This is a genomic window from Sphingomonas sp. BL-S-30, from assembly GCF_055521475.1.
This window is the reverse complement of sequence record NZ_CM145481.1, coordinates 1,518,591-1,532,284: the sequence shown is the minus strand read 5'-3', so window position 1 is coordinate 1,532,284 and position 13,694 is coordinate 1,518,591. Positions and strand designations below refer to the sequence as shown.

Sequence of the window (13,694 nt, the reverse complement as noted above, 5' to 3'; positions counted from 1 at the left end):
CCGGCCTTCGCCGGGGAAGGAAGAGGGGAACGGCACTACGGAGGCGTTGCGACGCCACAAACCCGGCGCCAATGAGTATCGACCGCGGACCAGGGGGAATACACAATGACACCGACCACGCCGCGTCTCGAGTCCGTCCGCTGGTATGTCGTGCTGGTCCTCGGCCTCGTCTATGCCCTGAACATTGCCGACCGTTACGTCGTCTCGACCGTGCTCGAGCCGATCAGGGTCGAATTCAACCTCACCGATACCGGCGTCGGCTGGCTGACCGGCGTGTCGCTCGCTTTGTTCTACATTTCTATCGGCATCCCGATCTCGCAGCTCGCCGATCGATCGAACCGGCGCAACATCGTCGCGGTCGCGATGGGGCTGTGGTCGCTGATGACCGCGTTGCTCGGTCTCACCCACAATTTCTGGCAATTCCTGCTGGTGCGTATCGGCGTCGGCATCGGCGAGGCCGGCGGCACCCCGCCATCGACCTCGATCATCGCCGATTATTTCCCGCGCGATCGCCGCGCCTTTGCGCTGACCGTCTATGCGCTCGGCCTACCGCTCGGCGCCTGGCTCGGATCGACCGTCGCCGGCCAGATCGTCGAGCATTTCCATAGCTGGCGCGCCGCGTTCATTGCGCTCGGCGCGCCTGGCGTGATCTTCGGCCTCATCATCTTCCTCACCGTGCGCGAGCCCGTGCGCGGCCGGTTCGAATGCGTCGATCCGATCACCGAGCAAAAGACGCCGCTCGGCGAGACTTTGCGCTTCCTCTGGTCGCAGCGCTCGGCGTGGCACATCAACGCGGCGGGTACGGTGATCTGCCTGTGGGGCTGGGGCCTGATGTACTGGACCCAGACCTTTCTGGAGCGCAGCTACGGCCTGACCACCGCCGAGGCTGGCGCCCGGCTCGGCACCATCTATCTCTGGGCCGGGATCGCCGCGACCCTTGCGACCAGCGCGATCTGCGCCATGCCACAGATGCGCGAGCCCCGGCGCATCGCGTGGTTCCTCGCCGGCATCACGCTGTGTTCGACCATCCCGTCCTTCGTGATCTACTGGACTCATTCGCTCTGGGTCGCGACCCTGATGCTGTGGATCGTGGTGCCGGCCATCTATCTCTATGTCGGGCCGACCATGGCACTGCTGCTCAATTTCCTGCCCTGCTCGATGCGCGCGCAGGGCATGGCGATAAGCCTGCTGACCGCGAACGTGGCCAATCTGATCGTCGCGCCGCTGGCGGTCGGCTGGATCAGCGACACACTCTCCGGTCCGCTGCACAGCAACGCCGAATCGCTACGCTATGCCCTGATGGCGCTGTCGCTGACCGGTTTCTGGGCAGCCTATCATTACTGGACCAGCGTCCGTACCTATGCTGCGGACGGCCAGCGGATTCAGATGGCCGCCGCTGCCGCCTGATCTCTTTTTTTCCCACGGAGCCCTGATGTCAGCGCAGCATTTCGTCCTTGCCTTATCCTGCCCGGACCGGCCGGGAATCGTCGCCGCCGTCTCGGCGCATATCTTCGCGTGCGGCGGCAACATCACCGATTCCAGCCAGTATAACGATGCCGAGCTGGGCGGTTTCTTCATGCGCACGGCCTTCGCCCTTCCGGCTGGTACCGACCTCGCGGTCGTTCAGCGCGGTTTCGACAATCTGGCGGACCGGTACGGCATGACCCTGACCTTGCGCCCGGCGGCGGAACGGCAGAAAGTGCTGATCCTGGTGTCGAAATTCGATCATTGTCTGGTCGACCTGCTCTATCGGCGGCGCATCGGCGAGCTCGACATGGACGTGGTCGGCATCATCTCCAATCATCCGGCCGAAGCCTTCGCCACGCTCGATCTAAACGGGATTCCCTTCCACTATCTCCCGGTCACTGCGGCGACGAAGCACGAGCAGGAAGCGCGGATCTGGGAGATCCATCAGGCTACGGGTACCGATCTGGTAGTGCTCGCCCGCTACATGCAGATCCTGTCGGACGATCTGTCGGCGAAGTTCGCCGATCGCTGCATCAACATCCATCACAGCTTCCTGCCCGGCTTCAAGGGCGCCAAGCCTTATCACCAGGCCCATGCCCGCGGGGTGAAGGTGATCGGTGCGACGGCGCATTATGTCACCGGCGATCTCGACGAGGGGCCGATCATCGAACAGGACGTCGAACGCATCAGCCATGCCGACACCGCCGAGGATCTGGTGCGCAAGGGCCGCGACATCGAGCGGCGCGTGCTTTCGCGCGCGGTCGGTCTGCATCTGAGCGGGCGCGTGCTGGCTAATGGCGCGCGTACCGTGGTCTTCCGGGATTGAAGGAGACATCATGAGCCTGTTTCTCCTTCTCGCTGCAGCGGCCGCCCAGGCACCGGCCCCCAACGACTATCGCCAACCCGACACCTGGCTGTGCCGGCCGGGCCGGACGGATGTCTGCACCGGCGACATGGCCACGACCGTCATCGGCCCGGAGGGCATGATGAAGGCCGATCCGTCACCACGGGCAGGCGCGCCCAAAGCGGATTGTTTCTACGTCTATCCGACCACCTCGATGGACGAGCTGCCGCACAGCGACATGACTCCGGATCGCCAGGAACAGGGTTTGGTCGCCTCTCAGGCCGGCCCGCTGCGTGCCATGTGCCGCCTCTTCGCGCCGATCTACCGCCAGGTGACCCTCCCGGCGCTGCGCGCGGCGATGCGCACGGGCGTCAGGCCATCGGACGACGAGTTCGCCCTGCCCTATGCCGATGTGCTCGCGGCGTGGCGCGACTATCTGGCGCACGACAATGACGGGCGGCCCTTTGTGCTGGTCGGCCACAGCCAGGGCTCGGCGATGCTCAAGCGCCTGCTGGTCGAGGAGATCGACGGCAAGCCGATCCAGCAACGCCTGCTCTCCGCGATCCTGCCCGGCGTCTCGGTGATGGTGCCGCACGCCAAGCAGGTCGGCGGCGATCTGAAAACCGTGCCGCTCTGCCGGTCCGCCACCCAGACCGGGTGTGTCGTCACCTGGGCGAGCTATCGCGACACCAATCCGCCGCCGACGAACGGCCTGTTCGGCCGCGCACCGCTGATCGGCACCGCCGCCGCGGGACTGGAGGCCGGATGCACCAATCCGGCGAAGCTCGAGGGCGGCAAGGCGCCGCTCGATCCGATCCTCGGCTTTCCCTGGTGGCGCGGCGGCGTCGCGCAGTTCGAACAGCCCGCCATCTGGTCCGCACTGGGCAAGCCGGTGCCGACCCGCTTCGTGCGTACCCCCGGCCTGCTCTCGGCCGAATGCACCGTCCGGAACGGCTTTTCCTATCTGTCGGTCCATGTCGAACCCGGCGCTGCGACCGACCTGACCGACGCCGTCATCGGCCCGGTGGCGATCGGAGATACCGACTATCCCGAGTGGGGCTTCCATGTGGTCGATATGGCGATCGTCGAGGGCGATCTCGCCCGCCTGATCGGCAACCAGAGCGCCGCATGGCATCGGCGCCATCGCTGAAGCGGCACGGTTTCGGACTGAGTCGCCGCGATCCGGTGCACGATTAATGTCACACTCTCCAACAAAAATCCTGTTGAAATGTCCGATTAAGGCATTGATTTGTAACTATATTATTTCAGGCGATTTTTAGTGTTATCCTATAGGGGTGTGACATTAATCGCCAACTGCCTTGCTCCATTTCCATCTGGCACAGACAAAAAAGGGGCGGCACGGGCCGCCCCTCCTAATCTCCGGCGAAGCCTCAGAACTTCACTTTCGCCCGGAAACCGATCGTCCGCGGGCGGGCATAGGTGACCCGGTCGCCGGCCTGGTAGACCTTGTAATAAGTGGCACGGGCGACGTTGGTGATCTTGACGCCGTTGAACAGGTTGTTGCCGAACAGGCCGAATTCGAACTGCCCGATGTCATAGGTCAGCGCCGCGCTGACGTTATGTGTTTCCGGGATGACGGCATAGCTCGAGCTTGGGCCGTTCCTGGTCAGCACGCCGCCGACGATCTTGGTCGCGAAGTTGTTGAACGTCGTATATTGCTGCGACTGATACTGATAGCTGGCCTGCAGATGGACACTGCCGGGTCCGACGTCCTTGTCGTAGAAGAACGATCCCGCTGCGGTCCAGGCGGGGTAATAGGGCGTCTGGTCGCCGTCGAACGCGCCGACCGTCGGGATATCGCCCTTGGCCTTGGAGCTGTTGTACGAGGCGCTGCCGACAAGCGTGATCTCCGGGCTGGCCTTGACCATCGTCTCCACCTCGACACCCTTGCTGGTGATCTTGCCCTTGTTGTCAGTGAAGAAATAGGAGCAATCGAGCCGAAGGCGCGTCTGCACGTCCGTCCAGTTGATATAATAGGCGCTCGTGTTGAGGGTCACGCGTCCACCCGCCAGCTTGGCTTTCTGGCCGATCGTGTAGTTCCATAATTTGTCCGGGCCGAAGGTGAGCGGCGCGGCGGAATAGCCGAAGGCGGCAAGGTTCTGCGTGCACTGCCCCGCGACGCCCGACGAGCCGAGCGGCACCGGCTGGTTGCCGCCGCCATAACGGAAGCCCTTGGCGACCTCGCCATAGACCATGAAATTGTCATTGACCTTGTAGGAGATGTTCCCGCGCGGATTGACCCCGTTCGACTTGAGCGTCGCATTGGTCGTCAACGGTTTATGGTCGATCACGCCATACACCCCGCCTTCGAACAGGTAATATTTCTCCTTGAAGTTGAAATAGCGCAAGCCGGCGGTCAGATCGAGCTTGTCGGTGGCGTGCCAGGTTCCGTCGGCATAGGCCGCGAACTGGTGCTCATCGACATCCTGCAGGCCGGAGAAGATGTCGTTCGACTGGAACGCCCCGTCGACCAGCTTGGAATCATATTTGCCGTTCGGCGTGTTGAACGGCCCGTAGAAGTAATTCATGTAGGACAGCGTATCGAAACCGGGCGTCGGAATGTCCTGGCGGAGATGGCGGGTCTGCTTTTCATAGAACGCGCCGACGGTCCATTTAACTGGGCCGGTGTCCTTCGAAACCAGGCGGATTTCGCCCATATAGTCCTTGAGCTTCTGATCGATCTGATACAGCTCGGCCGGAATCTTGTTGGTGATCGACTGGTCGTATGTGGTCGGCGCCTTGAACAGCGGATAGGTCGTCGAACTGATCGGCAGGCCGCTGCCATAATCCTCGAAGAAATAGCCGATCTGCGGACCGGGCTCCGCATCGAAGCCGATCGCGCGATCGGTATAGGCGCCGGTCATGACAAGGCTGGCGAAGCCGACATCATAGTCCGCGCTGAGCGAGTAGAGCCGGAAGCGATCGTCGGTACCCTCGGGCCCGTTGGTCGAAACCTTGTAGGGGGCCAGCCCGCTCAGCCCGGTGCTCAGGCCCTTCGCGATGCTGCGCTCATAGGTGATGCTCGCATCGACCGTCAGTTCGGGCGTCGGTACCCAGCGTAGCGCGACACGCCCCTGATAGGTGTTGTTGCTGTTCGCGTTCTGCTTGTTGTAGGTGCCGATATTGTCGATATAGCCGCCGTCGCGCCCGACATAGAAATTCGCGCGCACCGAAAGCTGGTCGGAGACGATCGGCAGGTTGACCATGCCGCGGAAATTATAGCTCTCGGCGCCGTGCTGGGTCGTCGCGACACCAGCTTCCGCCGTTCCGAACATCGTATTGAGATCCGGCTTGGCCGTCACGAACCGGATGGTGCCGGCCATCGAGCCCGCGCCGTACAGCGTTCCCTGCGGGCCGCGCAGCACTTCGACGCGCTCCAGGTCATAGACCTTGAGGTCGGGCGTCTGCCCCTGCACCGAGATCGGCGTATCGTCGAGATACACCGCGACCAGCGAGCGATCGGACGTGTCCGACGAGGCATAGCCGCCGGTCGAAAGACCACGCATGTTGAATTTCTGATAGCCCGGCGCGCCCTCCGTGATCGACAGGGACGGCGTGAACTTGGCGATATCGGAAAGATTGCCCTGTCCGGCCTTGGTGATCTGGTCGACGTTCACCACCGACACGGCCATCGCGACCTTCTGCAGCGATTCGGCGCCGGACCGGTTGGCCGTGACGACGATGTCACCGAGCTCGTCGCTCTTTTCCGGTGCCGCCTGTGCTTCCTGGACCGGCGGCGCTGCTGCCGGGACTGGATCCTCGGCAGCGAAGGCCAAGCCGGGTGTGAGTGCGGCAAGGCTCGCGCCGGACGCCATCAGGACCGCCAGCAACCGCGCACGACGGCCGAAGCGAACCGATTTATCATGTGACTTTGTCATTAGCCCCCCATTTTGACGAAAATACTCTATCAGGCCTTTTGCGTCGCCGCGTCGAGCATGCATGTGCTCCAGCTTGCGACTATTGGGGCCTGACCCCCGATTTGATGGTGAAGGTCACCTGATTCGGCTGGAGCGGGAAGCAAAATAATCGGATGGGGGCATCCAATATAGGCATCATCGCCGCGTCATCCCGTCATGGGCGAGCGGACCCAGCGTTTCGACCAGTGGGCCGAGCCAGGGTTCGAAGCGCCGCCACTGGTCGAGTCCGTCGCGAAAGATCGGCTGTCGCACCTGTTCCGAACTCGGCGTGCGGACGGCCCGGTCCGTCTCGAAGAAACTGAGGCACCCATTTTCGAACTCCAGGCCGCAATGGTCGAGCAGGCGTTGCACCTCCCGCTCCGGCTCCTCGACGATCGCCTCATAGGAAAGATGCAGCACACGACCGGGCAGGACCGTATCGAAATGCCGCATCAGAGCCTCATATTCCACGAAATAGTGGCCAAGGTCGCCCAGATCGTAGCTATAGGCCTGGCCCCGCGCGAAATTCTGCTTGAACAGCGACAGGCAGCAGGCAAGCGGATGGCGCCGGATATCGATGATCCGCGCCTTGGGCAGGATCAGATGGATCAGCCCGACATGCAGGAAATTGCCGGGAAACTTGTCGACGAAATGCGCCCGTTCGAGGGGGCGATGTCCGCGCGTCCGTTCCAGATATTCGTCACCCAGCGCGGAAAAGGCATCGCGCGGCAGGTCAGCCAGCGATGCTGGATACGCCTCGCCGTCGCGCGCCGCGAGGTTCGAAAGCCGTCGCGCCAGAGCGGTAATGTCCGGCAGTTCCGACGCGCCCTCGACCTTGCTGTGGCTGGCGAGGATCTGCTCGACCAGGGTCGATCCCGATCGCGGCATGCCGAGCACGAAGATCGGGTCTTCAGCCGCCAGCCCGACATTCGCCCGCTTGGCGAAAAAGTCCGGTTGAAAGGTCGCAATCGTGCGCCTGACAAAAGCTGCATGGCCGTCCGCATCATGCGGTGTCACCGCGCGCCGCGCGGCATTGGCCTGGCGATAATGGTCGAACGAGTCGGCATAGCGCCCCTCATCCTCCCGCGCCTTGCCGAGCGCGAAATGAACATGCGCGACGCTGTCGGCGTTGAGCTCGCCGCCCGCCAGCAGCCCAAGCATGCGGTCGATATCGCCCGGCTCGAAACGCCAGGTCTTGAGATTGGCCAGGCTCCACCAGGGTTCGCCGAACGCCGGGTCGAGCGCGATCGCGCGGCGATAGGCGCTTACAGCCTCGGCCTGCTGGCCCAGCGCGCGCAAGGCATGCCCCTTGCCGTGCCACAACCGCGCATCTTCCGGCGCGGTCGCGATGGCTGCGGCGAACTCCTCGACTGCCTCGCGCTCCCGGCCGAGCTGCATCAGGATCGCTGCCTTCAACGCCCGGAAGGCAGTGATACCGGACTCCGCGATCTCCTCCAGCGCCTCCCGGTTGCGTTCGAGCCGGTGGAGCAGGATGGCCCGATGATAGCGCGCCGGCGGATAATCGGGCGCGGTCGCGAGCAAGGCTGCGGCAGCCTCGTCGCACCCGAGCCGCACGGCGACATCGGCAAGCAGCCGCCTCGCCGCCGGATCGTTGAGATCCAGGCCGAAACGAATGCGCAGTTTCTCGGCGGCAGCGGGATCGCGCCCATCGAACAATCCCATAGCCACCTCGCCCAGCGCCGCGTCGCTCGCGCTGCCGGGGACCAGTCGCGCTTGCGCCGCCGACGCCGCGTCGATCCGGCCAAGCATCGCGAGTTGATCGCCTAGCGCATGCCATGCGAGCGAGGATTGTGGGTTGACCCGGGTGGCGCGCTCCAGTCCCGCCGCGGCTGCCTCGCATTGGCCAAGCGCCGCGAGGGCCATGCCATGCTCATATTGCAGGCCCCACGCGCCCGGCCGGGCGGCGGCCAGCGGTGCCAGCACCCTCAGTGCACCGCTGGGATCGCCACTACGACGCAAGGCGGCCCCCAGCACGAACTGCGCCTCGACCGAATGCGGCGTCGCCAGCAAAACCTGCCGCGCTGCGTCCGTCGCAGCAGCCGGATCGGTGCCGAGTAGGTCTCTTGCCCGTTTCACGGCCGCCGCCGCGTCGCGATGATCGCCAGTCATGGGCAGTGCCTGAATCCCCGACATCGACATCGGGCACCGCAGTGCCGCAACGGCAGAAAGACTAGGCGCATCGTCTACCGGCCGGGCTTTCTAAAATCTATGACGGCATTGCAAAAAGGCATTGGAAGGGGTGGACGGCATGAACGCACTACCGGCACGCAACGGCATTTGCCGGGCCAGCGCGGGGGGCGCACGATAATGCCGGGTTCGCGCCGTGAGTTTCTCGCCGCCTCGCTCACCGGCCTTGCGCTGGGCCGCAGCAGCCTCGCCCGCGCGGCGGAGCCCAAGCCATGGGCGCTGCCACCCAAGGGAACGGTCAAGCATATCGACGCGGCGCGCATTCCGATGCGCGATGGCGTGACGCTCCGCGGCCGGATCTGGCTGCCCGCCGATGCCGATACCAAACCCGCCCCCGTCGTCCTCGAATATATCCCCTATCGAACCCGCGACGCCTATAGCGCCGCCGACGATTATTGGGGCGAGACGCTGGCCGGCTACGGCATCGGTTTCGCGCGGATCGACATTCGTGGCTCCGGCGATTCGGATGGCATCCTCCACGACGAATATCTGGCGAGCGAACAGGATGACGGCGCCCAGATCATCGCCTGGCTTGCCGGACAGCCCTGGTCGAACGGTGCCGTCGGCATGCGAGGCATTTCCTGGGGCGGGTTTTCGACGCTGCAGACGGCGATGCTCAACCCACCAGCGCTCAAGGCGATCATGCCGATGGCCTGTTCGGATCGCCGCTATACCGACGACGCGCATTATGTCGGCGGTTGCCTCGGTCTGACCAACTTCAAATGGGGCGCCAATTTCAAGGGTGTCATGGCCGCGCCGCCCGATCCGCTCATCGCCGGCCCGGCCTGGGAATCGATGTGGCGCGAACGGCTCCAGGCATCTCCGCCGATCATCGCGCGCTGGACTGAGCATCAGCACGAAGACGGCTATTGGCGGCATGGGTCGCTCCACTTCGATTACGCCGCGATCAAATGCCCGACCTATGTCGTCGGTGGCTGGGCCGATGCCTATGTCCATTCGGTGCCGCGGCTGCTCGAAGGATTGAGCTGCCCGCGCAAGGCGCTGGTCGGGCCTTGGGGCCATACCTATGCCTGGGTCGGTGGCCCGGGCCCGGCGCTGGACTGGGCCTATGAGGAAATCCGCTGGTGGTCGCACTGGCTGCGCGGCGAACGTACCGGCATCATGGATGAGCCGATGCTGCGCTTCTATTGCCCGAGCGCAACGCCCGCCCAGTCCGCCCCGGGCGAAATGCCCGGCCATTGGGCCGCTGAACCAGTGTGGCCGTCAAAGGCCGTACATCGGCAGCGCCTGTATCTCACCGACACCGGCCTCGCGCCGCGCCCCGGCCCGGCGAAGACGCGTCGTCACAAATCCAGCAATGCCGTGGGGCTCAAGACGCCCGAATGGGTGCCGTTCGGCCAGGCGGAAATGCCGGGCGACCAGCGTACCGACGATGCCCTTTCGATCACCTATGACATGGCGCCCCTGCCCGCTGACGTGGAACTGCTCGGCGTGCCGAAAGTCCGTCTGCGCGTCGCGGCCGACAAGCCGGTCGCCCAGGTTGCGGTGCGGCTGTGCAAGGTTATGCCGGACGGCACCTCATGGCGACTGGCCTATGGCCTGCTCAACCTCACCCATCGCGACGGGCATGACACGCCCCGACCGCTGACGCCTGGCAAGGCCGTCGATGTGGAGATCGCACTCGGCTTCGTCGCGCAACAGCTCAAGGCTGGGGAACGCCTCCGGCTCGCCATCTCGGAAGGGCTATGGCCGCTCGTCTGGCCCTCACCCGAAGGCCCGACGCTGACGCTGGATCCGGTCGCCAGCAGCCTGGAGCTGCCGATCCGAACCCCGCCGCTCGCCGAACCGGCCATGCCTATCCAGATCGTGCCGATCCCGCCCGACAAGGGCGAGGTCGTGGTAAGCACGACGATCGACCAGGGCCGCCTGACCGTGACCGGCGTCTGGCCCGACAAGAAACGAACCTGCGCCAACGGAACCGAGCTCTCGGGCTATGGCCCGAACACGGTTGCGTCGATCATGACGGGCGATCCCAATAGCGGGGTCTGGTCGGGCAACCGCATCAGCCGCTATCGCCGTGAAGGCTGGAATTGCGAGCTCCGAATTGCCTTCGAGGTGAGGTCGACAGCGGCGACGTTCGACGTCGTCGAATCGATCGAGGCCTTCAACAACGGCACATCCATCTTTTCACGCGAAGCGAAGCAGTCGATCAAGCGCCGCCTCGTTTAGACGGTCCTCGCATCATTGCCGACCGTGCGTGCCCCGCCGGGGCACGCACGGTCGGTTATTCCGGCAATCAGAACTTTGCGCGGACGCCGACGCGATACACGCGGCCCAGCGTGTCGTAGAGCGCCGGGTTCACGTCGAGGCCGGTATTGGTCTGCGGCGACGGTGCGGGATAATGGTCGAAGATATTGTCGACCTTGAAGAAGGTTTCGATCCCCTGGGTGATCTTCACCGAGCCGCCGAGGTCGAGATAGAAGGCGCCCTTCATCTTGTTGAAGTCGATCGTCGGATGATTGGCGGTCGAGGCCGGGCAGCCGGTGGTGCACACGACATATTGATTGCCGAACACGCCATTGCTGAACCAACGCTCCTGAACGAGGAGGCTGAACCGGTCGTTGCTGTAGCTCTGCGTCGCCAGCCACTTCCAATGGGGCGTGTTGCCGGTGTTGGCGCCGGCCTGGTCGACCACGTCGACGCCGGCGATGCCGGCATCGACCAGGAACTCACGGATATGCGTTCCAAGGGCGCGGATGGTGAAGTTGCCCGGCAGGCCAAGCGGCTGCTGCCACTGATAGCTCGCCTCGATATCGAACCCGCTGGTCTTCCAGGAAGCGAGATTGAACGGCTTGACGTTGATGAAGTTGTCGGCCTGGTTCGCATTGTCCAGTTTGAAGGCGCTGCAAAAGCTCTTGAGACCATCGGCGCAGAATTGCACGATCTGCGCTGCCGACAAGGTCGAGATCACGCCCTTCAGCTCGATGTTGTAATAGTCGAACGACAGGCTCAAGCCCGGGAGCCAGGACGGACGCGACAGAACGATGCCGAGTTCGGTGTTGCGTGCGATTTCCGGTTTCAGGTCGGGATTACCAACTGTGTTCTGGAACGCCTGCACCGGTGGGCCGAACGGATTGGTGAAGCTTGGCTGCGTCGTGACGGTAGGCGCGGCGAACAGCTCCGACAGGTTTGGCGCGCGCACGTCGCGCGACGTCACGGCCCGCAGCCGGATGCCGTCGAGCGGGGTTTCCCAGGTGCCGCCGATCTTCCATGCCCAAACCGTGCCCGACGTGCTGTAATGCGTGACTCGACCGGCGCCGTTCAGGTTCGCCTTGCCGATCCCGTCGCCATCGAACAACGGCACGTCGAGTTCGAGGAACCCTTCATAGACATCATATTTGCCGCTGCCATTCTTGTAATTGCCGGCCGCCCAGTTGCTCCCCTGGGAAGCATTGAGCAGCGGATCCGCCGGATAGGCAGCACTGCTCGGGCTGATGCTCGAAACGCCGGCACCATAAGGATCGGCGTTCACACGATAGAATTCGTGCCGATATTCGCCACCGAACGCGACCGATAGCGGGCCTGCCCACAGATCGAGCGGCTGGCCCGAGAAGTTGAGGCTGACGACATCCTGAGTCAGCTTGGTATGCTGGAACGGCCCGTTGGCCGGCGTGATATAGGCAAGCGCGGCCGACGACGGGACACCGCCAAAGATATTGATCGGCTGACAACCGGCGGCTCGCGCACCCGCGTCGGCGCATACGATGGCGCCGTTCAGCGTGATGGCATTGGCCGCGGCGACGTAACGGTTCTGAATGACGATGTCGTGAACTTTGATGTCGGAAATGGTCGTGCCGTGCTCGTAATAGGCATCATATTTCCAGTCGGAACCGCCCAGGTCGAACGCTCCCTTCAGGCCACCGACGAAGCGATATTGACGCCGATCGGTGAAGACCTTGGGATCCGGGAAATAGCCGTTGCTCGAGCCGAAGTTGAACTTGGTGATGCCGGCGGTGACGCACCGATCCTTTACCAGCTGCGGCAGGAACGCGTTTGAGCATTGGACGTCCGCCAGATTCTGTCGATTATAGCCTGGGCTCGGCTGATTGCTGGTCGTCACCTTTGCAACGTTGACAGTCAGATAGGCTTCGTTGTTTTCAGCGAAGTCGAAGCCGATCCGGCCAAAGCCGTTGAGGCGCTCCAGCGCCGACTTCAGCGACGCGCCGGAGCCGGGCGCACCGGACAGGTCGCCGCCGACGCAGAAGCCATTGCCGGGGTAGCAGCCCGTAACAGTGCCGGTGCCCGTCGGCTTGCCACCCGACCCGTAGTTGAAATTATACGGCGCGCCGTTCTGATCGAACGCGATTCCCTGCAGCGGGCCGTTGTTGATCAGGCCGTACCGCGCATACTGATAGGGCTGCGCATAATCGCGATAATTGAACCGCGGCAGGCCGTTATTGGCCTGTCCTGTATCGACCAGCGTGGTCGCGCGATACCAGTCGCGCCCGCCCGCAAGGTCCGTGCCGAAATCGCCCGGGCCGACACCGTCTTCATGGTCGAATTCGCCGCTTACGATCAGGTGCAGCCGGTTGTCCAACAGCGCCGTGCCCCAGGCCGCCTGGACCAGCGCCTGCTCGTCATCACCGTAATTGGTGATGCCGCCCTGGACGTTCGCCTTGAAACCCGTGAAGCGCGTGTCGGTGATGAAGTTGACCACGCCGCCGACTGCGTCCGACCCATAGGATGCGGATGCGCCGCCGTTCACCACGTCGACCCGCTTCACCAGCAGCTGCGGGAACATGCTAATGTCGGGAACGCCGGTCACGTTCGCGCCGACGACACGCTGGCCATCAAGCAGGGTCAGCGTGCGGATCGTACCGAGGCCGCGCAGCGAGAAGGAGCTCAGGCCCTGCTGGCCGCTCGACGTGCTGAACGTGCCCGTGGCCGCACCGGTCGACCCCTGCAGCGACGGCAGCTGGGCGATGGTGTTGAAGATGTTCGGCTGCGCGTTGCGGGCGATCGACTCCTCGTTGATGACGGTCGTCGGCGTCGGCGCATTGAAGCCGCTCGACATGATGCGGCTGCCGGTGACGATGATATCGCCCTCCGGCTTTTCCGCCTCTGGCGCCGACTGCAACGGCGCCGGCGTGGCTGCCTCGAGCTGAGCGGGTGCGGTTTGGGCGGATGCAGGGGCGAACGCGAGGCCGGCAGCGAGTGCGGCAAGGCTGGTAACGGTACCACGAAGGCCCGTCAGAGCGCGGCGGTCAAACGAATTTTTTCCCATCATCCATCCCCTG

At 63.9% G+C, this 13,694-nt stretch carries 7 protein-coding genes; 4 read left to right on the top strand and 3 right to left on the bottom strand.

Annotation, left to right across the window (positions count from 1 at the left end; all coding sequences use genetic code 11):
• Positions 1 to 105: 105 nt before the first annotated feature.
• The 3 genes from ACZ1I5_RS07105 to ACZ1I5_RS07095 are packed head-to-tail and all read left to right on the top strand — an operon-like array spanning position 106 to position 3,461.
• The gene (locus tag ACZ1I5_RS07105) at positions 106 to 1,407 is read left to right on the top strand and encodes a spinster family MFS transporter (RefSeq protein ID WP_465173005.1); all 1,302 of its coding nucleotides are present in this window, start codon (positions 106 to 108) and stop codon (positions 1,405 to 1,407) included.
• Positions 1,408 to 1,432: 25 nt separating this feature from the next.
• The gene (gene purU / locus ACZ1I5_RS07100) at positions 1,433 to 2,293 is read left to right on the top strand and encodes a formyltetrahydrofolate deformylase (protein WP_465173004.1); all 861 of its coding nucleotides are present in this window, start codon (positions 1,433 to 1,435) and stop codon (positions 2,291 to 2,293) included.
• A gap of 10 nt (positions 2,294 to 2,303) precedes the next feature.
• Positions 2,304 to 3,461: a DUF3089 domain-containing protein gene (locus ACZ1I5_RS07095; protein ID WP_465173003.1), complete on the top strand. Its 1,158-nt coding sequence runs from the start codon at positions 2,304 to 2,306 to the stop codon at positions 3,459 to 3,461.
• A 241-nt stretch (positions 3,462 to 3,702) separates the two neighbouring features.
• On the opposite strand, the gene ACZ1I5_RS07090 is transcribed toward ACZ1I5_RS07095, so the two are convergent.
• On the bottom strand, positions 3,703 to 6,147 hold the full coding sequence (locus ACZ1I5_RS07090) for a TonB-dependent receptor (protein WP_465173002.1): 2,445 nt from the start codon (positions 6,145 to 6,147) through the stop codon (positions 3,703 to 3,705).
• A gap of 237 nt (positions 6,148 to 6,384) precedes the next feature.
• Positions 6,385 to 8,358 (bottom strand): tetratricopeptide repeat-containing sulfotransferase family protein, encoded by a 1,974-nt coding sequence (locus ACZ1I5_RS07085; RefSeq protein ID WP_465173001.1) that lies wholly within the window; start codon positions 8,356 to 8,358, stop codon positions 6,385 to 6,387.
• Between the two features lie 198 nt (positions 8,359 to 8,556).
• Between ACZ1I5_RS07085 and ACZ1I5_RS07080 the strand changes: the two genes are divergently transcribed.
• Positions 8,557 to 10,626: a CocE/NonD family hydrolase gene (locus ACZ1I5_RS07080; RefSeq protein ID WP_465173000.1), complete on the top strand. Its 2,070-nt coding sequence runs from the start codon at positions 8,557 to 8,559 to the stop codon at positions 10,624 to 10,626.
• Between the two features lie 67 nt (positions 10,627 to 10,693).
• Here the strand turns inward: ACZ1I5_RS07080 and ACZ1I5_RS07075 are convergent, their stop codons facing one another.
• Positions 10,694 to 13,681: a TonB-dependent receptor plug domain-containing protein gene (locus ACZ1I5_RS07075; protein ID WP_465172999.1), complete on the bottom strand. Its 2,988-nt coding sequence runs from the start codon at positions 13,679 to 13,681 to the stop codon at positions 10,694 to 10,696.
• Positions 13,682 to 13,694 lie beyond the last annotated feature (13 nt).